The sequence below is a fragment of the Paenibacillus sp. FSL R5-0623 genome (assembly GCF_037974265.1).
Classification (GTDB): domain Bacteria; phylum Bacillota; class Bacilli; order Paenibacillales; family Paenibacillaceae; genus Paenibacillus.
In genome coordinates this window covers 6112292-6135366 of sequence record NZ_CP150233.1, presented here as the reverse complement: position 1 = coordinate 6135366, position 23075 = coordinate 6112292, and the positions used below count along the sequence as shown (strand labels likewise).

At 45.1% G+C, this 23075-nt stretch carries 40 protein-coding genes; 38 read left to right on the top strand and 2 right to left on the bottom strand.

Annotation, left to right across the window (positions count from 1 at the left end):
• Nucleotides 1-199: 199 nt before the first annotated feature.
• From rpsJ to rpsI, 34 genes are all read left to right on the top strand, one after another.
• Nucleotides 200-508 carry a 30S ribosomal protein S10 gene (rpsJ, locus tag MKY92_RS26970; RefSeq protein WP_017692074.1) on the top strand — a complete coding sequence of 103 codons (309 nt, stop codon included), beginning with the start codon at nucleotides 200-202 and terminating at the stop codon, nucleotides 506-508.
• A 46-nt stretch (nucleotides 509-554) separates the two neighbouring features.
• Nucleotides 555-1178 (top strand): 50S ribosomal protein L3, encoded by a 624-nt coding sequence (rplC, locus tag MKY92_RS26965; RefSeq protein WP_017692075.1) that lies wholly within the window; start codon nucleotides 555-557, stop codon nucleotides 1176-1178.
• Nucleotides 1179-1203: 25 nt separating this feature from the next.
• The gene (gene rplD, locus MKY92_RS26960) at nucleotides 1204-1827 is read left to right on the top strand and encodes a 50S ribosomal protein L4 (protein ID WP_017692076.1); all 624 of its coding nucleotides are present in this window, start codon (nucleotides 1204-1206) and stop codon (nucleotides 1825-1827) included.
• On the top strand, nucleotides 1827-2117 hold the full coding sequence (gene rplW / locus MKY92_RS26955) for a 50S ribosomal protein L23 (protein ID WP_339298245.1): 291 nt from the start codon (nucleotides 1827-1829) through the stop codon (nucleotides 2115-2117). Before rplD ends, rplW begins: the two co-directional genes overlap by 1 nt.
• Before the next feature lie 30 nt (nucleotides 2118-2147).
• Nucleotides 2148-2978 carry a 50S ribosomal protein L2 gene (gene rplB, locus MKY92_RS26950; RefSeq protein ID WP_017692078.1) on the top strand — a complete coding sequence of 277 codons (831 nt, stop codon included), beginning with the start codon at nucleotides 2148-2150 and terminating at the stop codon, nucleotides 2976-2978.
• 71 nt (nucleotides 2979-3049) lie between these two features.
• Nucleotides 3050-3328: a 30S ribosomal protein S19 gene (rpsS, locus tag MKY92_RS26945; protein ID WP_017692079.1), complete on the top strand. Its 279-nt coding sequence runs from the start codon at nucleotides 3050-3052 to the stop codon at nucleotides 3326-3328.
• 35 nt (nucleotides 3329-3363) lie between these two features.
• Nucleotides 3364-3696, top strand: coding sequence for a 50S ribosomal protein L22 (gene rplV / locus MKY92_RS26940; protein ID WP_017692080.1), 333 nt, complete (start codon nucleotides 3364-3366; stop codon nucleotides 3694-3696).
• Between the two features lie 15 nt (nucleotides 3697-3711).
• Nucleotides 3712-4377 (top strand): 30S ribosomal protein S3, encoded by a 666-nt coding sequence (gene rpsC / locus MKY92_RS26935; RefSeq protein ID WP_036607182.1) that lies wholly within the window; start codon nucleotides 3712-3714, stop codon nucleotides 4375-4377.
• 2 nt (nucleotides 4378-4379) lie between these two features.
• On the top strand, nucleotides 4380-4814 hold the full coding sequence (gene rplP / locus MKY92_RS26930) for a 50S ribosomal protein L16 (RefSeq protein ID WP_017692082.1): 435 nt from the start codon (nucleotides 4380-4382) through the stop codon (nucleotides 4812-4814).
• The gene (rpmC, locus tag MKY92_RS26925; RefSeq protein ID WP_017692083.1) at nucleotides 4804-5001 is read left to right on the top strand and encodes a 50S ribosomal protein L29; all 198 of its coding nucleotides are present in this window, start codon (nucleotides 4804-4806) and stop codon (nucleotides 4999-5001) included. The genes rplP and rpmC overlap by 11 nt, the downstream gene beginning before the upstream one ends.
• Nucleotides 5002-5049: 48 nt before the next feature.
• The gene (rpsQ, locus tag MKY92_RS26920) at nucleotides 5050-5316 is read left to right on the top strand and encodes a 30S ribosomal protein S17 (protein WP_017692084.1); all 267 of its coding nucleotides are present in this window, start codon (nucleotides 5050-5052) and stop codon (nucleotides 5314-5316) included.
• A gap of 34 nt (nucleotides 5317-5350) precedes the next feature.
• Nucleotides 5351-5719, top strand: a complete 369-nt coding sequence (gene rplN, locus MKY92_RS26915; RefSeq protein WP_017692085.1) for a 50S ribosomal protein L14 — start codon at nucleotides 5351-5353, stop codon at nucleotides 5717-5719.
• A 39-nt stretch (nucleotides 5720-5758) separates the two neighbouring features.
• Nucleotides 5759-6112: a 50S ribosomal protein L24 gene (gene rplX, locus MKY92_RS26910; protein WP_017692086.1), complete on the top strand. Its 354-nt coding sequence runs from the start codon at nucleotides 5759-5761 to the stop codon at nucleotides 6110-6112.
• Nucleotides 6113-6144: 32 nt separating this feature from the next.
• Complete coding sequence (rplE, locus tag MKY92_RS26905; protein ID WP_339298244.1) at nucleotides 6145-6687, top strand: 50S ribosomal protein L5; 543 nt, start codon at nucleotides 6145-6147, stop codon at nucleotides 6685-6687.
• A gap of 73 nt (nucleotides 6688-6760) precedes the next feature.
• Nucleotides 6761-6946, top strand: a complete 186-nt coding sequence (locus tag MKY92_RS26900; RefSeq protein WP_013312154.1) for a type Z 30S ribosomal protein S14 — start codon at nucleotides 6761-6763, stop codon at nucleotides 6944-6946.
• A 32-nt stretch (nucleotides 6947-6978) separates the two neighbouring features.
• Complete coding sequence (gene rpsH / locus MKY92_RS26895) at nucleotides 6979-7377, top strand: 30S ribosomal protein S8 (protein ID WP_017692088.1); 399 nt, start codon at nucleotides 6979-6981, stop codon at nucleotides 7375-7377.
• A 30-nt stretch (nucleotides 7378-7407) separates the two neighbouring features.
• Complete coding sequence (gene rplF, locus MKY92_RS26890; protein WP_017692089.1) at nucleotides 7408-7950, top strand: 50S ribosomal protein L6; 543 nt, start codon at nucleotides 7408-7410, stop codon at nucleotides 7948-7950.
• 117 nt (nucleotides 7951-8067) lie between these two features.
• A complete protein-coding gene (gene rplR, locus MKY92_RS26885; RefSeq protein WP_017692090.1) occupies nucleotides 8068-8436 on the top strand; it encodes a 50S ribosomal protein L18 in 369 nt (122 codons plus the stop codon).
• Between the two features lie 27 nt (nucleotides 8437-8463).
• Nucleotides 8464-8961, top strand: a complete 498-nt coding sequence (rpsE, locus tag MKY92_RS26880; protein WP_017692091.1) for a 30S ribosomal protein S5 — start codon at nucleotides 8464-8466, stop codon at nucleotides 8959-8961.
• 13 nt (nucleotides 8962-8974) lie between these two features.
• The gene (gene rpmD / locus MKY92_RS26875) at nucleotides 8975-9160 is read left to right on the top strand and encodes a 50S ribosomal protein L30 (RefSeq protein ID WP_017692092.1); all 186 of its coding nucleotides are present in this window, start codon (nucleotides 8975-8977) and stop codon (nucleotides 9158-9160) included.
• Between the two features lie 43 nt (nucleotides 9161-9203).
• Nucleotides 9204-9644, top strand: a complete 441-nt coding sequence (gene rplO, locus MKY92_RS26870) for a 50S ribosomal protein L15 (protein WP_017692093.1) — start codon at nucleotides 9204-9206, stop codon at nucleotides 9642-9644.
• Entirely contained in the window at nucleotides 9644-10942 is a 1299-nt protein-coding gene (secY, locus tag MKY92_RS26865; protein WP_076216860.1) for a preprotein translocase subunit SecY, read from the top strand. The genes rplO and secY overlap by 1 nt, the downstream gene beginning before the upstream one ends.
• Before the next feature lie 90 nt (nucleotides 10943-11032).
• The gene (locus tag MKY92_RS26860; RefSeq protein ID WP_036607188.1) at nucleotides 11033-11677 is read left to right on the top strand and encodes an adenylate kinase; all 645 of its coding nucleotides are present in this window, start codon (nucleotides 11033-11035) and stop codon (nucleotides 11675-11677) included.
• A 3-nt stretch (nucleotides 11678-11680) separates the two neighbouring features.
• The gene (map, locus tag MKY92_RS26855; RefSeq protein ID WP_339298243.1) at nucleotides 11681-12433 is read left to right on the top strand and encodes a type I methionyl aminopeptidase; all 753 of its coding nucleotides are present in this window, start codon (nucleotides 11681-11683) and stop codon (nucleotides 12431-12433) included.
• Nucleotides 12434-12443: 10 nt separating this feature from the next.
• A complete protein-coding gene (locus MKY92_RS26850) occupies nucleotides 12444-12752 on the top strand; it encodes a KOW domain-containing RNA-binding protein (protein ID WP_036607194.1) in 309 nt (102 codons plus the stop codon).
• Nucleotides 12753-12755: 3 nt separating this feature from the next.
• Nucleotides 12756-12971 carry a translation initiation factor IF-1 gene (gene infA / locus MKY92_RS26845; RefSeq protein ID WP_017692098.1) on the top strand — a complete coding sequence of 72 codons (216 nt, stop codon included), beginning with the start codon at nucleotides 12756-12758 and terminating at the stop codon, nucleotides 12969-12971.
• 152 nt (nucleotides 12972-13123) lie between these two features.
• Entirely contained in the window at nucleotides 13124-13237 is a 114-nt protein-coding gene (gene rpmJ, locus MKY92_RS26840; RefSeq protein ID WP_003333770.1) for a 50S ribosomal protein L36, read from the top strand.
• Between the two features lie 20 nt (nucleotides 13238-13257).
• Nucleotides 13258-13626 (top strand): 30S ribosomal protein S13, encoded by a 369-nt coding sequence (gene rpsM, locus MKY92_RS26835; protein WP_036607200.1) that lies wholly within the window; start codon nucleotides 13258-13260, stop codon nucleotides 13624-13626.
• A 19-nt stretch (nucleotides 13627-13645) separates the two neighbouring features.
• Entirely contained in the window at nucleotides 13646-14041 is a 396-nt protein-coding gene (gene rpsK, locus MKY92_RS26830; RefSeq protein ID WP_017692100.1) for a 30S ribosomal protein S11, read from the top strand.
• Between the two features lie 136 nt (nucleotides 14042-14177).
• Complete coding sequence (locus tag MKY92_RS26825) at nucleotides 14178-15122, top strand: DNA-directed RNA polymerase subunit alpha (RefSeq protein WP_017692101.1); 945 nt, start codon at nucleotides 14178-14180, stop codon at nucleotides 15120-15122.
• Between the two features lie 34 nt (nucleotides 15123-15156).
• Nucleotides 15157-15522: a 50S ribosomal protein L17 gene (rplQ, locus tag MKY92_RS26820; protein WP_017692102.1), complete on the top strand. Its 366-nt coding sequence runs from the start codon at nucleotides 15157-15159 to the stop codon at nucleotides 15520-15522.
• 159 nt (nucleotides 15523-15681) lie between these two features.
• The gene (gene truA, locus MKY92_RS26815; RefSeq protein ID WP_017692103.1) at nucleotides 15682-16455 is read left to right on the top strand and encodes a tRNA pseudouridine(38-40) synthase TruA; all 774 of its coding nucleotides are present in this window, start codon (nucleotides 15682-15684) and stop codon (nucleotides 16453-16455) included.
• 204 nt (nucleotides 16456-16659) lie between these two features.
• Nucleotides 16660-17097, top strand: coding sequence for a 50S ribosomal protein L13 (rplM, locus tag MKY92_RS26810; RefSeq protein WP_024633564.1), 438 nt, complete (start codon nucleotides 16660-16662; stop codon nucleotides 17095-17097).
• A gap of 19 nt (nucleotides 17098-17116) precedes the next feature.
• Nucleotides 17117-17509, top strand: a complete 393-nt coding sequence (gene rpsI, locus MKY92_RS26805; RefSeq protein WP_017692105.1) for a 30S ribosomal protein S9 — start codon at nucleotides 17117-17119, stop codon at nucleotides 17507-17509.
• Between the two features lie 406 nt (nucleotides 17510-17915).
• Here rpsI and MKY92_RS26800 read toward each other — a convergent pair whose 3' ends face one another.
• Nucleotides 17916-18065: a hypothetical protein gene (locus tag MKY92_RS26800; protein ID WP_339298242.1), complete on the bottom strand. Its 150-nt coding sequence runs from the start codon at nucleotides 18063-18065 to the stop codon at nucleotides 17916-17918.
• A 245-nt stretch (nucleotides 18066-18310) separates the two neighbouring features.
• On the opposite strand from MKY92_RS26800, the gene MKY92_RS26795 reads away from it, so the two are divergent.
• From MKY92_RS26795 to MKY92_RS26780, 4 genes are all read left to right on the top strand, one after another.
• Nucleotides 18311-19003: a phosphoadenylyl-sulfate reductase gene (locus MKY92_RS26795; RefSeq protein WP_339298241.1), complete on the top strand. Its 693-nt coding sequence runs from the start codon at nucleotides 18311-18313 to the stop codon at nucleotides 19001-19003.
• Nucleotides 19004-19026: 23 nt separating this feature from the next.
• Nucleotides 19027-20196, top strand: coding sequence for a sulfate adenylyltransferase (gene sat / locus MKY92_RS26790; protein WP_339298240.1), 1170 nt, complete (start codon nucleotides 19027-19029; stop codon nucleotides 20194-20196).
• A gap of 68 nt (nucleotides 20197-20264) precedes the next feature.
• On the top strand, nucleotides 20265-21020 hold the full coding sequence (gene cwlD / locus MKY92_RS26785) for an N-acetylmuramoyl-L-alanine amidase CwlD (protein ID WP_036607212.1): 756 nt from the start codon (nucleotides 20265-20267) through the stop codon (nucleotides 21018-21020).
• A 79-nt stretch (nucleotides 21021-21099) separates the two neighbouring features.
• Nucleotides 21100-22200, top strand: a complete 1101-nt coding sequence (locus MKY92_RS26780) for an Mrp/NBP35 family ATP-binding protein (protein WP_339298239.1) — start codon at nucleotides 21100-21102, stop codon at nucleotides 22198-22200.
• An 86-nt stretch (nucleotides 22201-22286) separates the two neighbouring features.
• On the opposite strand, the gene gerD is transcribed toward MKY92_RS26780, so the two are convergent.
• Nucleotides 22287-23042, bottom strand: a complete 756-nt coding sequence (gene gerD, locus MKY92_RS26775) for a spore germination lipoprotein GerD (protein WP_339298238.1) — start codon at nucleotides 23040-23042, stop codon at nucleotides 22287-22289.
• Between the last annotated feature and the right edge of the window lie 33 nt (nucleotides 23043-23075).

Here is a 23075-nt window from a genome sequence, read left to right as displayed (position 1 = left end):
AAAGATAAGTTTAAATGTTTTTCTTAAATATGCTTGCAATACGCCTATCTTTTCTATATAATAATGAATGTTGTTCTGTGACGTTGCGATGATGTGAGAGGTTACTGGCACACCCGGCCCCTTTGCCATGGGAGAGTGGTTAGAAAATTTTCACGGAGTATGTCCGATAAAAAATTGGGCGATAGAAGGAGGGACTAAAATGGCAAAGCAAAAAATTCGTATTCGTTTGAAAGCTTACGACCACAGAATTCTTGATCAATCCGCGGAGAAAATTGTTGAAACAGCAAAACGTTCGGGTGCTGGTGTATCCGGTCCGATTCCGCTTCCTACTGAAAAACAAATCATTACTATTCTTCGTGCGGTGCACAAGTACAAGGATTCTCGGGAACAATTCGAACAACGTACACATAAACGTTTGATCGACATCGTTAACCCGACTCCACAAACTGTGGATGCCTTGATGCGCTTGGATCTGCCGTCCGGTGTAGATATCGAAATTAAATTGTAATACAAGCTACAACAAAGACCATGTATAAAGGAAAAGAGGTGTCAACATGAAAGCAATCTTAGGAAAAAAACTCGGAATGACTCAAGTATTTACTCCTGAAGGTAACGTCGTTCCAGTAACGGTTATCGAAGCAGGCCCTTGTGTTGTTTTGCAAAAGAAAGACATTGAGAACGATGGCTACGAAGCAATTCAAATCGGTTACTCTGATAAGAAAGAGAAAAATGCTAACAAGCCAGAAGCAGGTCACGCTAAAAAAGCGAACACTGCCCCTAAGCGCTACGTTCGTGAAGTTCGCGGTATCAACATCGCAGAATATGAAGTTGGCCAAGAACTGAAAGCTGACATTTTCGCTGAAGGCGAATTCGTTGACGTAACGGGTATTTCTAAAGGTAAAGGTTTTGCCGGCGTTATCAAACGTTGGGGACAAAGCACTGGACCTATGTCACACGGTTCGCGTTACCACCGTGGCCCTGGTTCAATGGGTTCGATCCAAGCTAACCGCGTTCCTAAAGGCAAACGCCTGCCAGGACACATGGGACATGATACTATTACAATCCAACGTCTTGAAGTAGTTAAAGTAGACGCTGAGCGTAACGTGTTGCTCGTGAAAGGTTCCATTCCTGGACCGAAAAACAGTCTCATCAGAGTTAAAGAAACGGTGAAAAAATAACCACTGAAGAAAGGAGGAACACAAAATGCCAAAAGTATCAGTTTACAATGTAGATGGTAGCCAAGTAGGCGAAGTTGAATTGAACGATGCGGTTTTCGGAATTGAGCCGAACCAACACGTTCTGTACGATGCAGTTCTTATGCAACGCGCTTCCCTTCGTCAAGGTACCCACAAAGTAAAAGGACGTTCTGAAGTACGTGGCGGTGGACGTAAGCCTTGGAAACAAAAAGGTACAGGTCGCGCTCGTCAAGGTTCAATTCGTTCACCACAATGGAAAGGCGGCGGTATCGTATTTGGTCCAACACCACGGAGCTATGCGTATAAACTGCCTAAGAAAGTTCGCCGCTTGGCGATCAAATCAGCTCTTTCATCCAAAGTGCTTGACAATGACATTATCGTTTTGGACGCTCTCACGTTGAGCACGCCTAAAACTAAAGAATTCGCAGCCATCTTGAGTAACCTCAAAGTGGGACGTAAAGCTTTGATCGTAGCCCCTAGCTATGATGATAATGTAGCTCTTTCCGCACGGAATATTCCAGGCGTGAAATTCGTAGCTGCTGACGGCATTAATGTTCTTGACGTGCTTTCGCACGACAAATTGATCATTACGAAAGAAGCAGTTCAGAAGGTAGAGGAGGTGCTCGCGTAATGAAGGATCCTCGTGATATTGTAAAACGTCCGATTATTACGGAACGTACTGCTGACATGATGAGCGACTTGAAATATGTATTTGAAGTCGATATCCGTGCAAACAAAACCGAGATCAAAAAGGCAGTAGAAGCTATTTTCAATGTAAAAGTGAAAAACGTGAACACGCTTCGTGTTCCAGCTAAGCCGAAACGGTACGGACGTTATTCCGGATATACTAGCGAATGGAAAAAAGCGTTTGTAACGTTGACAAAAGACAGCAAAACGCTTGAGTTCTTTGAAACTGTATAATTGAATTTTTGAAGTAAGGAGGGAAACCCAGTGCCAATCAAAAAGTATAAACCAACATCCCCGGCAAGACGGAACATGTCCGTTTCTACATTTGAGGAAATCACCACAAATCAGCCGGAGAAATCGTTGTTGGCCCCGTTGAGCAAACAAGCAGGCCGCAACAACCAAGGTAAAATTACAGTTCGTCACCATGGTGGTGGACACAAACGTAAATACCGTATCATTGACTTCAAACGTACTAAAGATGGAATACCGGGCCGCGTTGCTACGATTGAGTATGACCCGAACCGTACATCCAACATCGCTCTGATTCACTATGCTGATGGTGAAAAGCGTTATATCATCGCTCCTAAAGGTTTGAAAGTTGGAGATCAAGTATTCTCCGGACCTGAATCAGACATCAAAATCGGTAACGCACTGCCACTCGAAAACATTCCAGTAGGTACCGTTATCCACAACATCGAGTTGAAACCAGGTAAAGGCGGACAATTGGTTCGTGCTGCTGGTACAGAAGCTCAATTGCTTGGTAAAGAAGAAAAATACGTTTCCGTTCGTCTCTCTTCCGGAGAAGTTCGTCGTATTTTGAAAGTTTGCCGCGCGACAATCGGATCTGTAGGTAACCAAGACCACGAGCTCATCAAAATCGGTAAAGCCGGTCGTAGCCGTTGGTTGGGTAAACGTCCTGAGGTTCGTGGTGTAGTAATGAACCCTAACGATCACCCACACGGTGGTGGTGAAGGTCGTGCTCCAATCGGACGTAAATCGCCAATGTCACCATGGGGTAAACCTACACTTGGTTACAAAACGCGTAAGAAAAATAAAGCTTCTGATAAATACATCATTCGCCGCCGCACGAAGTAATACACACTGTGCATAACTTCGTGAGGCATCTGCGGATGCATAATAGCTATGTTTGAAGGGAGGATCTCCACATGGGTCGCAGTTTGAAAAAAGGGCCATTCATTGATGGCTACATGCTTAAAAAGGTAGAAGAGATGGAAGCTTCAGGTAAGAAGAATGTGATCAAAACCTGGTCCCGTCGTTCTACAATTTTCCCGCAATTCATCGGACACACATTTGGCGTTTACGATGGTCGTAAACACGTGCCAGTGTATGTAACTGAGGACATGGTCGGACACAAACTGGGTGAGTTCGCTCCAACCCGTACGTACAAAGGCCATACTGCTGATGATAAGAAAACAAGAAGATAAATGAATATCTTTAATGTTTGAAAGGAGGTTACACAATGGAAGCAAAAGCACATGCTAAGTTTATCCGGATTGCTCCTCGTAAAGCTCAACTCGTTGTTGACTTGATTCGTGGCAAGCAAGTAGGTGAGGCGGTTGCCATTCTCCGTCACACTCCGAAATCTGCTTCTCCAATCGTTGAGAAGTTGCTTAACTCCGCTATTGCGAATGCGGAACATAACTATTCTTTGGATGTTAACAACTTGGTTATCTCGCAAGCTTACGTGAACCAAGGACCGACAATGAAACGTTTCCGCCCTCGTGCAATGGGACGTGCAAGTCGTATTAACAAACGTACTAGCCACATTACTTTGGTGGTATCTGAGAAGTAGAAGGAGGGGAAATGTGTGGGCCAAAAGGTAAATCCAGTCGGACTCCGTGTCGGAATTATCCGTGACTGGGAATCTAAGTGGTATGCAGGCAAAGACTTCGGTGATCTTTTGATGGAAGACGTGAGAATTCGTGAATTCCTGAAAAATAAATTGAAAGACTCCGCTTTATCTCGTGTAGAAATTGAGAGAGCGGCTAACCGCGTAAACGTAACGATTCACACTGCTAAACCAGGTATGGTTATTGGTAAGGGTGGTTCGGAAGTTGAAAATCTTCGTAACCAAATTACGAAAATTGCTGGCGGTAAAAAAGTACACATCAACATTTCTGAAATTAAGAACCAAGACTTGGACGCTGTTCTTGTAGCTGAAAGCATTGCACAACAATTGGAACGTCGTGTTTCTTTCCGTCGTGCTCTGAAACAAGCAATTCAAAGAACTATGCGCTCCGGTGCTAAAGGTATCAAAACTCAAGTAGGCGGACGTCTTGGCGGTGCTGAGATCGCACGTTCTGAAGGCTACAGCGAAGGAACTGTTCCACTGCACACACTGCGTGCTGACATTGACTATGGTACAGCAGAGGCTCATACTACTTACGGACTTATCGGCGTAAAAGTATGGATCTATCGTGGAGAGGTTCTTCCTACGGCTAAGAAACAAGCTGCTAAGGAAGGAGGCAACTAATCATGTTGGTACCAAAACGCGTAAAACACCGTAAGCAACAACGTGGACATATGAAAGGCCAAGCTAAAGGCGGAACGACTCTGAACTTTGGCGAATACGGTCTGCAAGCTACGGAACCGGCTTGGATTACGAACCGTCAGATCGAAGCGGCTCGTATTGCGATGACTCGTTACATCAAACGTGGTGGTAAAGTTTGGATCAAAATTTTCCCAGACAAACCAATCACTCAAAAGCCTCTCGAGGTTCGGATGGGTAGCGGTAAAGGTAACGTAGAAAAATGGGTTGCAGTAGTGAAACCAGGTAAGATCATGTTTGAACTTGCTGGTGTACCGGAGGAAATTGCACGCGAAGCAATGCGTCTTGCCGCTCACAAACTGCCAATCAAAACGAAGTTCGTGAAACGTGAAGAATTGGGTGGTGAAGCAAATGAAAGCTAGTGAATTTCGCAACCTAACCTCTGCTGAAATCGAGCAAAAGATTGCCGGATTTAAAGAAGAACTCTTTAACCTCCGCTTTCAATTAGCTACCGGTCAGCTGGATAACCCGACTCGCATCCGTGATGTGCGGAAAGAAATAGCTCGTGCTAAAACCATTATCCGTGAGAGAGAATTGGGAATCGGTTAATTAGGGATAGGATGGACAATCCGTCCGTAATCAGGAAGGAGGCCAACAATGAGCGAAGAACGTAACGCACGTAAAGTGCAAACTGGTAAAGTGGTCAGCGATAAAATGGACAAAACGATTGTTGTTGCTGTAGAAACTTACAAAAAACACAACTTGTACCATAAACGCATTAAGGTTACTAAAAAATTCAAAGCACATGACGAAGAAAACACTGCGAAAATCGGTGACACGGTGAAAATCATGGAGACTCGTCCGCTTTCGAAAGATAAACGCTGGAGACTTACTGAAATCGTAGAAAAAGCGGTTATCATCTAATGCTCAGCAGCACTGCTGAAAGGAGGAATACTAAATGATTCAACCATTTACACGTTTGACTGTGGCTGACAACTCCGGTGCGAAGGAACTGATGTGTATCCGCGTACTCGGCGGTACGGGACGTCGTACAGCTCAAATCGGTGATCTGATCGTTTGTTCTGTTAAACAAGCAACACCAGGCGGCGTTGTCAAAAAAGGTGATGTAGTTAGAGCGGTTGTCGTTCGTACGAAACGTTCTGTACGTCGTAAAGACGGTTCCTACATCGGTTTTGATGAAAATGCAGCGGTTGTTGTAAAAGACGACAGAAGCCCACGTGGAACACGTATTTTCGGACCAGTTGCTCGCGAACTTCGCGATAAAGACTTCATGAAAATCGTTTCCTTGGCTCCAGAAGTTATCTAAAGCTTAATCTCGTGATGTTAGAAACAGGAGGTGTACGAAATGCCAAGAGTGAAAAAAGTTCTGGAATCCCATAACAACAAACTTCACGTTAAAAAGGAAGATACGGTTATGGTGATCAGCGGTAAAGACAAAGGTAAAAAAGGCCGTGTCATCGCTGCTTATCCTCGTGAGAACCGCGTCCTTGTGGAAGGTGTTAACATGGTGAAAAAACACCAGAAGCCTAACCAGCAAAATCCGCAAGGCGGCATTATCGAGAAGGAAGCTCCGATTCACGTTTCCAACGTAATGCACATCGATCCGAAGAGCGGAAAAGTAACCCGTGTAGGTTACAAAGTTTTGGATAACGGTAAGAAAGTGCGCGTTGCTAAACGTTCCGGAGAAATTATCGACTAATTGAACCGAATGAGAAAGGAGGGCTATGATTCATGGCATCAAGAATGAAAGAACGTTACCTGCAAGAAATCGCTCCTGCTTTGATGCAGAAGTTTAACTATACAACGGTAATGCAAGTGCCGAAAATCGAGAAAATCGTTATCAACATGGGTGTGGGCGACGCTGTCCAAAACTCTAAAGTGTTGGATTCCGCAGTAAACGATTTGCAACTGATCGCAGGTCAAAAACCTGTAATCACTCGTGCTAAAAAATCTATCGCAGGTTTCAAACTGCGTGAGAATATGCCTATCGGTGTGAAAGTAACATTACGCGGTGAGCGTATGTACTTCTTCCTAGATAAATTGCTCAACGTAACGCTTCCTCGTGTCCGCGACTTCCGCGGTGTATCGAGTAAAGCTTTCGATGGACGTGGTAACTACACACTGGGTCTGAAAGAGCAACTGATCTTCCCAGAGATCGAGTATGATAAAGTTGATAAAGTCCGCGGTATGGATATTGTCATCGTAACAACGGCGAAAACAGACGAAGAGTCCCGCGAATTGCTCACGCAAATGGGAATGCCTTTCGTTAAGTAATGTTGGCATAACGTTTCCGGGTGTCTGGAAAGACTCCCTTTTCTCCGAAATTATTTAGGAGGTGTCAGGCTAAGTGGCAAAAACTTCGATGAAAGTTAAACAACAACGTACACCTAAGTTTAAAGTACGTGCATATACACGCTGTGAGCGTTGCGGACGTCCACATTCGGTCCTGCAAAAGTTCAAAATTTGCAGAATTTGTTTCCGTGAATTAGCTTATAAAGGCCAGATCCCTGGCGTGAAAAAAGCAAGCTGGTAAAAAGTCCTGAACGGGAAGGAGGTTAACTCACAATGACTATGTCTGATCCAATTGCAGATATGCTTACTCGTATTCGTAACGCGAACACTGTTCGTCACGAAACGGTAGAAATGCCTGCTTCGACAATGAAAAAACAAATCGCCGATATCCTGAAGCGTGAAGGTTTCATCCGTGACGCTGAAGTTATCGATGATAACAAACAAGGGATTATCCGTGTTTTCCTGAAATACGGTCAAAATAACGAGCGCGTTATCACTGGTCTGAAAAGAATCAGTAAACCTGGTCTTCGTGTTTACACGAAAAGCAACGAAGTACCTCGTGTACTTGGTGGCCTGGGAATCGCGATCATCTCGACATCTAAAGGTATCATGACGGACAAAGAAGCTCGTCAATCGAAATCCGGCGGAGAAGTCGTTTGCTACGTTTGGTAATATAACGTCACAAGATAGGAGGTGCAACATATGTCTCGTATTGGTCGCAAACCAATCACAGTACCAAGTGGTGTAGACATCACCCTGGACAACACCGTTATTACGGTAAAAGGACCTAAAGGAACTTTGACTCGTGAGCTTCATAAAGACATGAAGGTTACGGTTGAAAATAACGAAATCACAGTTGTGCGTCCTTCCGATAACAAAACTCACCGTTCTTTGCACGGCACAACGCGTAGCGTTGTAAACAATATGGTGAGCGGCGTTACTGAAGGATTCGCGAAATCTCTGGAATTGGTTGGGGTCGGATATCGTGCAAGCAAATCCGGAGATAAAATCGTTCTGAACGTTGGTTACTCTCACCCGGTTGAAATTACACCGGAAGCGGGAATTGAATTCGAAGTACCTTCGAATACAAAAATCATCGTTCGCGGAATTGACAAAGAGCGTGTAGGTGCTTACGCTGCTAAAATCCGTTCCGTACGTGAACCTGAGCCATACAAAGGTAAAGGTATTAAATATGAAGGCGAGCGTATCATCCGTAAGGAAGGTAAAGCCGGTAAGAAGAAATAAGATTTCTCTTACCGCCTTTGCGCGGCTTTCGGCTTGCTTGCTTCGTGTGTTTCTAATATACCCCGTGGCTTCTGCTTTGAAGCCAGCGAGGTAACCTGAAAGGAGTGAATCTTTGAGATGATTACGAAACCAGATAAAAATAAGGCTCGTCTGAAAAGACACCTTCGTGTTCGTAAGAAAATCCAAGGAACGGCAGCACGTCCTCGTTTGAACGTATTCCGTTCTGGTAAACATATGTATGCTCAAATCATCGATGATGTTGCTGGTGTAACAATCGCTTCCGCGTCTACCGTAGACAAAGAATTGAGCACTGACATCAAAAATGGTGCATCTGTTGAATCAGCTCGTAAAGTTGGCGAACTCGTTGCTAAACGTGCTAAAGACAAAGGTGTGTCCAATATCGTATTTGACCGTAGCGGTTATCTGTACCATGGTCGTATCGCAGCATTGGCTGAAGCGGCTCGTGAAGCAGGACTTGAGTTTTAAGATATTTTTCAAAAGGAGGTTAACGACTTGCGTGTAGATCCGAATACTTTGGAACTGACTGAAAGAGTTGTAAATATTAATCGCGTAGCTAAAGTAGTAAAAGGCGGACGCCGTTTCAGCTTTAGCGCACTGGTTGTAGTCGGCGACGGCAACGGCTGGGTTGGAGCTGGTATCGGTAAAGCGGGCGAAGTACCTGATGCAATTCGCAAAGGTATTGAAGACGCTAAGAAAAACCTTGTACACGTTCCACTCGTAGGAACATCGATTCCTCACTTGGTAACAGGTAAGTTCGGCGCAGGACGCGTGCTGTTGAAACCAGCATCTGAAGGTACTGGTGTTATCGCTGGTGGTCCTGTACGTGCGGTTCTCGAACTTGCTGGTGTAGGTGACATTTTGACAAAATCTCTGGGTTCTTCGAATTCCATGAACATGGTCAATGCGACTTTGGAAGGTTTGTCCCGTTTGAAGCGTGCTGAAGACGTGGCTAAACTGCGCGGAAAATCCGTCGAAGAGCTTCTGGGTTAAGGAGGGAATTCTCATGGCTAAATTAGAAATTACCCTCGTCCGCAGCTTGATCGGACGTCCGGAGACGCAAAGAACAACTGTGAAAACATTGGGTTTGCGCAAAATCAATAGCAAAGTGGTACAAAACGATAATCCTGCCATCCGTGGTATGATTAACAAAGTAAGCCACTTGGTTGCTGTTAAAGAAGTAGAAGCTTAATAACGGGTTAATCCCACAAATCTTTAAGGAGGTGCAACGAACGATGAAGTTACATGAGCTTTCACCATCTCCTGGATCCCGCAAAGAACGTAAACGTCTTGGTCGCGGTCCAAGTAGTGGTACAGGTAAAACATCAGGTCGCGGTCACAAAGGACAAAATTCTCGTTCTGGCGGTGGAGTTCGTCCAGGCTTCGAAGGTGGACAAAATCCATTGTATCGTCGCTTGCCAAAACGTGGTTTTGTAAACCCAACTCGCAAAGAATATGCAGTTGTGAATACTGAAGACCTGAACAGTTTTGCTGCGGGTACTGAAGTAACTCCAGAATTCTTGATGACGAACGGCGTAGTTAAAAACGCTAAATCCGGAATCAAAATCCTGGGTAACGGTGATGTCACTGTGAAGCTGACTGTTAAAGCTAACAAGTTTTCTCAATCTGCTATTGAGAAAATTGAAGCTGCCGGCGGTACAACTGAGGTGATTTAATGTTCAAGACCCTAAAGAATATCTGGCGGGTTGAAGATCTGCGCAAAAGGGTATTATTTACCCTTTTTGTACTGATCATTTACCGCATCGGCTCCTTTGTCCCCGTGCCGGGAGTTAACAAAGATGTGTTCGAAGCGACAAATTCTGCGGGTAAAGAAGTTTTTGGACTTCTCAATACGTTCTCGGGTGGAGCGCTCTTCCAGTTCTCGATATTTGCGCTCGGGATCGTGCCTTACATCACTGCGTCTATCATAGTACAGTTGCTTTCCATGGACGTTATACCTAAATTAGCGGAGTGGGCAAAGCAAGGTGAACAAGGTAAGAAGAAATCTGCACAGTTGACCCGTTATTTAACCATCGGGCTGGCATTGATTCAAGCGTTTGGTACGTCGATCGGATTCAACCGCTTGTACAATACAGAGATGGTGCCTAACGCTACATTTGCAGATTATATCTTGATCGCGATTGTACTTACGGCCGGTACTTCATTCCTGATGTGGCTTGGTGAGCAGATCACCGAGAAGGGCATAGGAAACGGGATTTCGATCTTGATCTTTGCGGGTATCCTATCTACGGTGCCTAACATTATCAAACAAACGGTCGAATCTGACTTCATTCAACCTGACCAACTGTTTATGAATATTCTTAAAGGTGTTATCATCGCAATTGTTATTGTGTTGATCATCATAGGGGTCATTTACATTCAGCAGGCGATTCGGAAGATTCCGGTACAGTACGCTAAACGTGTCGTAGGTAACAAAATGTACGGTGGACAGAATACACATATCCCGCTGAAAATTAATGCAGCAGGTGTTATCCCTGTCATCTTTGCTTCATCGCTGTTGATGTTCCCAACGATCATCGCCAACTTCTGGGCGGATCGCCTCTGGGCACAGTGGATCGGACAGAACCTGACTACACACAAACCTCTGGGTATGTTGCTGTATGTCGTGATGATCTTCGGTTTCACATTCTTCTATACTTTTGTACAGATGAATCCACAGCAGATGGCTGATAATATGAAAAAGAACGGCGGTTACATCCCAGGCATTCGCCCGGGTAAAGCAACCGAGAAATATCTGACCCGTGTCATGACTCGTTTGACAATGGCCGGAGCCATCTTCTTGGCAGTCATTTCCGTTCTGCCTGTATTCTTAGGGGCACTTTCTGGTTTGCCTCAATCTGCGCAAATTGGAGGAACATCCCTCCTGATCGTTATCGGTGTTGCGCTGGATACGATGAAGCAAATCGAAAGCCAATTGATCAAACGCCACTACAAAGGTTTTATCAATAAATAGGCAATAGGTACCGGTCGAGTGAAGATTTACTTGCCGGCACCTATTGTGCTGTTTGTTGATGTAGGGTAGTCTTGGAGGGAGTGACATAACGTGAACATCCTATTCATGGGCCCTCCGGGGGCAGGAAAAGGAACGCAAGCAGACGTCATCGTGAAAGAGTTCGGTATTCCCCATATTTCAACAGGCGATGCATTTCGTCTAGCGATCAAACAGGGAACTCCCATTGGCATGAAAGCCAAGGAATATATGGATCAAGGATTGCTTGTACCAGATGATGTAACCATTGGCATCGTTGAAGAACGTTTGCAGCAGCCTGACTGCAGAGAAGGTTTCCTCTTGGACGGATTTCCAAGAACCCTTTCCCAAGCAGAAGCGCTCGATGGCATTCTGGATCGATTGAACTCAGGTCTCGATCATGTAATCAACCTGAAAGTGGATCGCAACAAATTGCTCGCTCGTTTGACGGGTCGTCGAATTTGTAAAAACTGTGGTTCCACTTATCATGTGGTATTCAATCCGCCTAAGCAGGAAGGTATTTGTGATAAATGCGCTGGTGAGTTGTATCAACGCTCTGATGATAATGAAGAGAGTGTAGGTACACGACTGGACGAGTATATCAACAAAACAGCACCACTCCTCACGTTCTATGAGACTAAAGGTCTTCTTCGTCAAATGAACGGAGAACAGGATATCGATCAAGTTTCTCAAGAAATCGTGTCCTTACTGAGAGGTTAATTGATGATCATTGGTAAGTCCGAAACGGAACTGGGCTTGATGAGGGAAGCAGGGAGAATTGTTGCGGAAGCGCATCGTCTCTTGGCAGAGCATATCGCTCCCGGTATTACGACTGGAGAACTTGACCATATGGCTGATCAATATATCCGCAGTCAAGGAGCTGTGCCGTCTTTCAAAGGTTATAACGGTTTCCCTGCCAGTGTGTGCGCTTCAGTCAATGAAGAGTTGGTACATGGATTTCCCGGCAAACGCAAGTTGAACGAGGGCGATATCGTTACGTTTGACATTGGCGCGCAGTACCAGGGGTATCATGGAGATTCCGCCTGGACTTATCCGGTCGGCCGTATTTCCGAAGAAGCCCGTCGTCTTCTGGACGTTACCGAGGCTTCGTTATACGCAGGTCTGGCGCTGGTAAAACCGGACGTTCGCTTGTTTACAATATCTCATGCAATTCAGAAATATATTGAAGATGAAGGGTTCTCCGTAGTTCGTGAATATGTCGGTCACGGCATAGGCGCAGATCTGCACGAAGAACCACAGATTCCGAACTATGGTCTTCCCGATCGGGGACCACGGCTTAAAGCGGGCATGGTGCTGGCCATAGAGCCGATGGTTAACGTAGGTAGACGGTATGTGAAAACGTTGGAAGATAACTGGACTGTCGTCACCGTTGATGGTAAGTTATGTGCCCACTTTGAACACACCGTAGCAGTTACACCAGATGGTATGGAAATTTTCACAAAACTGAATGCGTAGGTGATGAGGCATGAACAGTCAGTCTAATCCGCAGCTCGGTCAACTTGTGAAGATCCGTAAAGGCCGCAATGCGGACCAAGCCGCAGTAATTGTTGCTATAGCGGACGGTAAGTTCGTATATATTGCGGATGGAGACAAACGTAAGTTTGATCAACCAAAGAAGAAGAATCTTCTTCATCTTGAACTCCAGCCCATGATTAGCAGCGAGGTTGTGAACAGTTTAAACGAGAGTGGTCGGGTGACAAATGGAAAGCTCCGTTACGCGGTTCATTCATTTCTGGAATCCACCAACATTCAAGCTGAAGAGAAAGGAGACTGACTAATGGCTAAGGAAGATGTCATTGAAGTGGAAGGTACGGTTCTCGAACCGCTACCGAATGCAACATTCAAGGTTGAGCTTGAGAACGGTCATCAAATTCTCGCTCACGTTTCCGGAAAACTGCGGATGCACTTTATCCGTATCCTGACTGGAGACAAAGTAGTTGTTCAGTTGTCGCCTTATGATTTAACAAAAGGTCGCATAACTTACCGTAAATAGTAGTAGACAGTTGCAATGAACTGTGAAGCTTATGTAGCGGGTTTTGCCCGGCAAAACTTGCGAAAGCTTCGAAGCCGGTTTTACAATAGTAGAACAAGGTCAATGCTTACGAAGAGGGTTTTGCTTAGCAAAACTTTGAGGAGGTAATTCACATGAAGGTAAGACCTTCGGTCAAGCCGATTTGCGAAAAGTGCAAAGTCATTCGCCGCAAAGGGAATGTTATGGTTATCTGTGAAAATCCGAAACACAAACAAAAACAAGGTTAAAGAAGGGGGTGTAGCGTAAAATGGCACGTATATCTGGTGTGGATTTGCCACGTGATAAGCGCGTTGAGATCGCCTTGACTTATATTTTCGGAATCGGTAAAACGACTTCCCAGAAAATTCTGAGCACAACAGGCATCAATCCGGACACTCGTGTTCGTGATTTGACGGAAGATGAAGTCAGCAAATTGCGTGAAAGTATCGATAAAGAGGTCAAAGTAGAAGGTGACCTGCGTCGAGAAATCTCTTTGAATATTAAACGTTTGACGGAGATCGGTTGTTACCGTGGAGTTCGTCATCGTCGTGGTCTGCCTGTTCGTGGACAACGTACGAAAACGAATGCTCGTACTCGTAAAGGTCCTCGTCGTACAGTAGCGAACAAGAAGAAATAATAAGGGGGGATAAGAGAAAATGGCTAAACCGAAAAAAGTCGTACGTACTAAACGTCGTGACCGTAAAAATATTGAATCTGGCGTGGCGCATATCCGTTCCACTTTCAATAACACTATCGTTACTATTACGGATCCTCACGGAAACGCAATTTCGTGGGCAAGCTCCGGCGGCCTCGGATTCAGAGGTTCCCGTAAATCGACTCCGTTTGCTGCACAAATGGCTGCTGAGACTGCTGCCAAAGCTGCAATGGAACATGGGATGAAAGCCGTTGAGGTTATGGTTAAAGGACCAGGCGCAGGCCGTGAAGCAGCGATCCGCTCTTTGCAAGCTGCTGGTCTTGAAGTTAACCTGATCAAAGACGTAACTCCAGTCCCGCATAACGGATGCCGTCCTCCAAAACGTCGTCGTGTCTAATGAGATTTGCCCCTGCGTGTGGTATATTTCCGGCACAATCTGCTAATAATGGTTGTTTAGGCATACTACTACATGTTTTCGCAAGAGAAGGTAAATGTTTCATAGAGGACCGACGTTTTGAAGGAGGGGTATTGCAGTGATTGAAATCGAAAAGCCGAAAATTGAGACGGTAGACGTCAACGATGATGGCACCTATGGGAAATTCGTAGTAGAACCGCTTGAGCGCGGATACGGTACGACGCTTGGAAACTCGCTTCGCCGAATCTTGCTCTCGTCACTGCCGGGTGCGGCAGTGTCTTCGGTTCAAATCGATGGCGTTCTGCATGAATTTGCTACAGTTCCTGGCGTAATGGAAGATGTAACGGAGGTTATTCTTAACCTGAAAGCTTTATCGCTTAAGATTCATTCAGACGAGGAGAAAGTGCTCGAGATTGATGCTGAAGGCGAAGGAGCAATTACGGCTGGAGATATCCGTGCTGACTCTGATGTGGAAATCCTTAACCCGGATTTGCACATTGCTACGCTCGGACCAGGTTCGAGACTTCACATGCGTATTTTTGCCAATCGCGGTCGCGGCTACGTCCAGGCAGATCGGAATAAACGCGATGACCAGCCGATCGGCGTCATCCCAGTCGATTCCATCTTCACCCCGATCAGTCGCGTTAACTACGCTGTGGAAAATACGCGTGTCGGTCAAGTGACCAACTATGACAAGCTCACGTTGGAAGTTTGGACTGATGGAAGTATTCGTCCTGAAGAGGCTGTAAGCCTCGGCGCTAAAATTTTGACTGAGCATTTGATGCTCTTCGTGGGTCTTACAGACGAAGCGAAAGATGCAGAGATCATGGTCGAAAAAGAAGAAGACAAAAAAGAAAAAGTACTCGAAATGACGATCGAAGAGCTGGATCTCTCTGTTCGTTCCTACAACTGCCTCAAACGTGCCGGTATTAATACCGTGCAAGAGCTGACTACGAAAACGGAAGAAGACATGATGAAAGTCCGTAACCTCGGACGCAAGTCTTTGGAAGAAGTTCAAGAGAAGCTTGAGGAACTTGGTTTGGGACTCCGTACAGAAGAATAGACAGCCGAGTGCTTGAAGTGAAGGAGGGAAAACAATGGCATACCAAAAGTTGGGCCGTAATTCCAGCGCGCGTAAAGCTTTGTTCCGTGACCTGGTAACCGACCTGTTCTTATACGAACGCATTCAGACAACTGAAGCGAAAGCAAAAGAGGTTCGCTCTATTGCTGAAAAATTGATCACTAAAGCGAAAAAGGGAGATCTTCATGCCCGTCGCCAAGTGGCAGCTTATGTTCGCCGCGAAACTATCGATGGTGAGCAAGATGCAATCCAAAAACTATTTAGCGAATTGTCCGGTCGTTACGCTGAGCGTCCAGGAGGATACACTCGTATCTTGAAACTGGGACCTCGTCGTGGTGACGCAGCGCCAATGGTTTACTTGGAACTGGTAGACCGCGCGTAAAACAGATGAGATGAGGAAAGGGGACAGAATCAACGATTCTGGATTAACCCTTTTTTTCTCTTCATTTCGGAATTCGTGCTGTAATAGAAGCTCCGTAAGGGGCTTCTTTTGCTGTTCGGGATAGGGATATGTATAGTATGGAACAAAGGTGTGGTAATAATGCGGAACTTATGTATGACGTTAACTTATGATGGCACTGCCTATTTCGGCTTCCAAGTACAGCCGGGTGGGAATACCATTCAGGATCATCTTGAAGATGCGATTCGTGCTTTAACCGGTGAGAAGGTTAAAATTACAGGTTCAGGCCGAACAGATGCAGGTGTTCACGCCCGCAGACAAATCTTCAATTTTCCTACGGAGTCCCAGATCCCGATTGAACGCTGGTGTATTGCACTCAACTCCAGATTACCCTCCGATATTGTCGTTATTGATGCGATTGAAGTTTCGGCTGATTTTCATTCTCGCTATGCAGCGAAAAAGAAAACGTATCGTTATACAGTCAATGCGAATCAATTTCCGGATGTATTCAACAGAAGACTGCAATATCATCATCATGCGAAGCTTGATATTATGGCAATGCAGGAGGGCTTACGACATTTCATAGGGACGTATGATTTCACCTCTTTTGCTTCACGCAAGTCTCAGAAAGAGAATCATGTCCGTTCGGTGTACGAAGCATGGATGGAAGTGGACCGATCAATGTGCAGAGACCATCCGCGCGATCAGGGTGTCATTCACATTTATGTGAGTGGTAACGGCTTTTTGCAGCATATGGTTCGTATCATTGTAGGGACACTGCTGGAGATCGGAGAGGGCAAACGGAAAGCCTCTGATGTACCAAATATGATTGCTGCATGTAATCGATCTGCTGCAGGACCTACTGCAGTTAGCTGCGGTTTAATGCTCTGGGATCTTGAATACAAAAAAGATTAAATTTGTGAGTGAAAAGCTTAATTAACACTTGCGATTTAATCGCCTATCATGTAATATAAAAATTGTGTTTTCTTAATGGCTTTCCCACAGCCCCAATTAAGAGGTTCACATCAAATTTACAATCCATCAACACCTAAAGTTATAATTTAACGAACGAAGATAAATGAAAATGATGATTTTGAACATTTTAAGGAGGAACTTTTCATGCGTACTACGTACATGGCGAAGCCTAACGAAGTTGAGCGCCAATGGCACATCATTGATGCTGAAGGCAAAACCCTCGGACGTTTGGCGAGCGAAGCAGCAGCTTTGATTCGCGGCAAACACAAGCCACAATTCACTCCACATGTGGACACTGGCGATTTCGTTGTTATCATCAATGCTGAGAAAATCGTATTGACTGGTAAGAAAATGCAAGGTAAAAAATACTACCGTCACTCAATGCACCCAGGTGGTTTGAAAGTAACTACAGCTGAAGAGATGGTTAAAAACAAACCTGAGCGTATGTTGGAATTGGCTGTTCGCGGTATGCTTCCTAAAACTCGCATGGGCGAGAAAATGAAGTTGAGACTTAAAGCGTACAGAGGCACTGAGCATCCACATGCAGCACAAAAACCAGAAGTTTACGAACTTCGCGGTTAATTAAAAGGAGGACAGTTTCATGGCACAAGTACAATACTATGGGACAGGTCGTCGTAAACATTCGGTAGCACGTGTTCGCCTTGTACCGGGTGAAGGACGCATTGTCATCAATAAACGTGATATTAATGAATACTTCGGTTTGGAAACACTCAAACTGATCGTAAAACAACCACTGAACTTGACAGAAACGCTCAACAACTATGACGTTCTTGTTATTGCTCATGGTGGCGGAATCTCCGGTCAAGCCGGAGCAATCCGTCATGGTATCTCCCGCGCTCTGCTCAAAGCAGATCCGGAATACCGTGCATCCCTGAAAAAAGCAGGATTCCTGACTCGTGACCCACGTATGAAAGAGCGTAAAAAATACGGTCTTAAAGCGGCTCGTCGCGCACCTCAGTTCTCCAAACGTTAATATTAAAAGCCTTTGGCCTCGGTCAAAGGCTTTTTTATATTTTCATGACTATTCCGTCATATATTATATTAGTTTGTGCGATAGCTCTTATATCTCTGATGTCTCTCCCCATGCTTGTGCATTTTTCCTTAAATGCCTTTTCAATGTTCTCTTAATGTCCCTCAATACAGTCCTATAATATGTACGTTAATAAATCTACATCGTACTGAACCTCTCTAATCGTTTAGATCATTGAACATGCTCATACCCATCGCTCACCACTCACCACACATTTTATAACAGCTCCTATAAAATCATCAATTAGAGCTCACGCCGGATTTCTTGAATGCACTGGGTTTACTGTTTTTTGTGTTTAAATCTTTATTGCAACCTTATCAGTATTTCTTATGGAAACGATAAAAGTCCCTTACATATCAGCCGCTAAATGTCGCAACGCTGTTCCCCTTAAAACTTCTTCTTTTTGTCCTTCATTTTCAATCGCCCAGTGTTTTTTTGCTGCTGCTCTTTGCGAAATGAAATGTCTAAACCCAGCAGCAGCAAAGGTTTCACAGGCCATGAGATGTTTTTATACCTGCCTAATGATCTGAGCCAACAACATTGTTTTTATCTCGTTAACAGAGAAATGAATAAATTGAACCAAAATATTGTGTAAGAGCAACGATCAAAAATGGTCAAAAACTGATTTATTTTACCATATGGCAGGCATTGACATCCCCAATGAAAGATTTATACTAAACATAATTCATATTAGATTAGTCGGCTTTAGGGAGTATTGAAATGTTGAATGGGGGAAATTCACAGATGAACTTGTTGGAGAAAGAAGATTTGGCACGGACGAAGGCAGAGGAACTGGAACATGCCAGTCCAGAGGATATTATTCGGTATGCTATTGAAACATTCCCAAATATCACTTTTGCATGTAGCTTTGGTGCAGAAGATGTTGTACTTGTAGATATGTTGCAAAAGATCAGTCCATCCACAGATATTTTTTATCTGGATACAGATTTTCACTTTAAAGAAACATACGAAACACGTGATAAGATGCAGGAGAATTACAACCTTGAATTTGTACGCGTGTCACCTAAGATTACTCCGGAAGAGCAGGCAGCTCAACACGGTGAAGAGATGTGGAAGTCTGATCCCAATGGGTGCTGTAACATTCGCAAAGTCGAACCGTTAACACGTATTCTTTCTCAGTATGATGCGTGGATTACAGGTATTCGTAGAGATCAAGCACCAACTCGTGCAAACTCGAAGAAGGTTGAATATGATTCCAAATTTGGCCTGATGAAGTTTAATCCGATTGCGCACTGGACGACTGAGGATGTATGGCAATATATTCGTGACAATAACGTTGTATATAACCCTCTTCATGATCAGAACTACCCAAGTATTGGTTGTGAGCATTGCACACGTCAGGTTATGCCTGGTGAGGACCCTCGTGCTGGACGCTGGTCTGGCAATGATAAGACGGAATGTGGCCTTCATAAATAATAGATATACAAGGAGCTGACAAGATGACATCGATTCTGCCTCATGGAGGTACGCTGGTTCAGCGTATCGTACAAGGAGAAGAACGGGAGCAGTTGTTGCAAGACAGTAAAAACTTATCCTCTTTGCTTATTAATACCTGGACGATATCAGATTTGGATCTGATTGGTGTGGGTGCGTTCTCACCACTAGAAGGTTTCTTGAATGAGGAAGATTACCTCTCGGTGGTGTCTCGCATGCGTCTCGCCGATGGAACAGTCTGGAGTATACCAATCACACTTGCTGTTGACGATCAACAAGCCGCAACCCTCCAGATTGGTGAACGTGTGAAACTTGTTGGTGATCAAGATGGAGTCACATATGGATTGCTTGAAGTCCAAAGTATATACCAGGTGGATCAGGGTGAAGAAGCCCGGCGTGTATTCAAAACAGATGATTCCGAGCACCCGGGTGTTAAAAAACTGTTGGAGCGTCCTACAACATACGTAGGAGGTCCAATCCAAGTGTTGAATCGTCCCAAACCTTCGAAATTTGAAGAATTCTATTATGATCCTGCAGATACCCGGAAGATTTTTCAGGAGAAGGGTTGGAAGACGGTAGTTGGTTTTCAGACACGTAATCCGGTCCATCGGGCTCATGAGTACATCCAGAAGAGCGCTATGGAGATTGTCGACGCACTCTTCCTGAATCCGCTTGTTGGAGAGACGAAGTCGGACGACGTTCCCGCAGATGTTCGGATGAAGAGTTATCTGGTATTACTGGAGAACTATTATCCAGCTGATCGTGCGTTCCTTGGTGTGTTCCCCGCAGCGATGCGGTATGCCGGACCACGTGAAGCTATTTTCCATGCGATGGTTCGCAAAAATTACGGGTGTACCCACTTTATTGTTGGTCGTGACCATGCGGGTGTGGGTGATTATTATGGAACATATGAAGCACAGGAGATCTTTACGAACTTTACAGCAGAGGAACTGGGGATCACTCCGTTGTTCTTCGAACATAGTTTCTTCTGTACCAAATGTGGAAACATGGCATCCAGCAAAACTTGCCCACATGATAAAGAACACCATATGGCGCTTTCCGGCACCAAAGTACGCGGGCTGCTCCGTGACGGTCAGTGCCCTCCACCTGAATTTACACGTCCTGAGGTAGCTGAGGTGCTGATTGAAGGAATGGCAGAGCAAGTCCGGTCCTAGCGGTATATTTGTCCATCTTGTCCCATATAGATGATTAGAGTCATTTATAGGGACGAGGTGGTTTTTTTATGCGTAAAAATATGGGGAAACACTTTGTAGTCTGGATTAGGTTAAAAACAATCAAAAGGGTCATGCTGAGTCTCTGTCTGCTGGCCATGTTAGTGGCGGTAATGTCCTATGAGCTGCCTTCCGCAAAGACTTCAGGTTATTGGAGTTTGCCGATGGCGGGTAAAGTCATTGCCATTGATGCAGGACATGGAGGTCCCGATGGAGGGGCGGTAAGTAAACAGGGAGTTATTGAAAAAGATATCAACCTGTCTATCGCCCTGTATGTGAGAGATTATTTGCAACAGGCAGGAGCCTTAGTGGTTATGACAAGAGAAATAGACACGGATTTGGCGGAATCGGACACCAAGGGGTACTCCAAGCGTAAGACGGAAGATCTGAAACAAAGAGTACGGCGGATAGAGGATAAGCAAGCAGATCTCTTTATTAGCATTCACATGAACAGTGTCCCATCCAACCGCTGGAGTGGAGCGCAGGTTTTCTATACAACTAATCATCCGGATAACGAAGGTTTGGCTAATCTGCTTCAACAAGAGATGGTTCGTAATCTGGAGAATACAGATCGAATCGCCAAAACGGTGAATACGGTTTATCTGTTACAGGCGCTGAAGATCCCTTCGGCGCTGGTAGAAGTGGGTTTCCTTTCTCATCCGGAAGAGGCACGTATGCTTGCCGACGAAGCTTATCAACGTAAGGTGGCTGCCTCGATCTATAATGGAATTCTCAGATATTCCTCAGGAGAACGGCCTAAAAGTTAGTCAGAACAAGAAAGGTAATGATATAATTGGATCAGCATACCTAATTACATGCCAATAGATAAAGCTGAGGTGCTGTCTGATGTTATCAAAAGAACAGATACTTGAACTATTACAGCCATTACAAGAACCACAATTGGGAGTAAGTCTGACTGAACTGGAATGGGTTCGAGATATTATGGTGAAAGAAAATCATGTGGCTCTGACCATAGTGACACTGGAAAATCGACCTGAGGATACAACAGCCTTGAGTGATGCAGCGCGTAATCTGTTGTCCCAGCACGGACTGAAGGATGTGCATATTCGTGTGCGTGCAGCTTCTGAGCATGATCGTGAGAGCCTGAATATGGGACAACCCGATGATGAGCCAGATCGGGACGAAGTGCTCGTAAAAGGTCACGCAGCGGGTCTGGATGGACATGAATTGTTAAGTCCTGAATCAGGTGTTCGTTTTATTGCTGTGGCCAGTGGTAAAGGTGGCGTTGGTAAATCAACGGTAACCGTTAATCTCGCTGCAGCTTTGGCACGTCAAGGCAAAAAAGTGGGCTTAATTGATGCGGATATCTATGGCTTCAGTGTACCCGACATGATGGGGATTGAAGAGTATCCGGTCGTTGAAGATGGCGTTATTCAACCGGTTGAACGTTTTGGCGTCAAAGTCATGTCGATGGGCTTCTTTATTCGGGAGAATAATCCGGTAATCTGGCGTGGACCCATGCTAGGTCGGATGCTGCGTCAATTCTTTACGGATGTCCAGTGGGGCGAATTGGATTATATATTACTGGATTTGCCACCAGGTACGGGAGATGTTGCTTTGGATGTGCATCAGATGTTGCCACAGAGCAAGGAAATCATCGTTACCACGCCGCATGCAACAGCAGCTTTTGTCGCAGCACGTGCGGGTGCGATGGCCATTCAGACCGATCATGAGTTACTTGGTGTGGTGGAGAATATGGCTTATTATGAGTGCGGCAGTTGCGGAGAGAAGGATTATGTTTTTGGTCGTGGAGGCGGGGGAAGACTTGCGGAAAGTCTGCATACAAGCTTGCTTGCCCAGATTCCATTAGGCACACCGGATAATCATCCTTCCGAGCCTGATTTCTCACCTTCTGTGTACAAAGCAGATTCCCGTATAGGGGCTATCTACGATGAAGTGGCTAAGTCCATTGAATCCAAATTCTAATGGTATGAGTGTTATAAATACAAATAAAGCCTGCGTCCATTCGGATGCAGGCTTTTCAGTTTCTGTAATATACCAACATCTACTGTTTATGAACCTCCACCGCTGCCAGAATCTCCACTTCCACCATCTCCGCCATCACTACCCTCTTGCCCTTGCCCTTCTTGTCCACCTTGCTCTTGCCCCTGTTTTCCGCCACTTTCCACTTTGGGTTGCAATTCTTCCTGTACTACCTTCTTGAGTAAAGTGAGTACTTCCATGCGGAACAACGGGTTTTGCATCACTTCCTGCATGACAGTCATCGTCTGTTTACGATAATCCGGAGTCTTGGTCATATCCATGAACATCTTGGATACTTCAGGTGACTTCATGATGTCTCCAACAGATTTTTGATATGTGGGATCTTTAATCAACTGCATATGAAGTTGTTTGCTTTGAGCGTTAATCACTTTGGCGAATTCCCCGGCAAACTGTGGATCTGTCATGATCTTCTCGAATTCTTTCTGGTACTCGGGAGCTGTGATGGTGTCTTTTACTGCAATACGTATTTGTTCCGAAGATTGCACAGGCATTAACATTTTCATACCAATGGTTCCCGAACCACCACCCGATCCGCCGCCACCTTCTTCTGAACCTCCGCCTTCACCGCTGGATGAGCTTTGACCGGTAAGAGCTTCCTCCACCGCTTTCTTGCCTTCGTCACTTTTCAAAATATCTACAACCATTGTTTTCATCTCTTTATAACTGCCCTGAGGAGGCGAAGAACTCTGATCTGAACCGCAGCCGGCAAGCATGACGGATAGCCCCAGTACGACACAGCATAGCTGCCACAAAGGCCGTTTCATGTGTACAATCCCTCCTTGATTAGATACTGGATG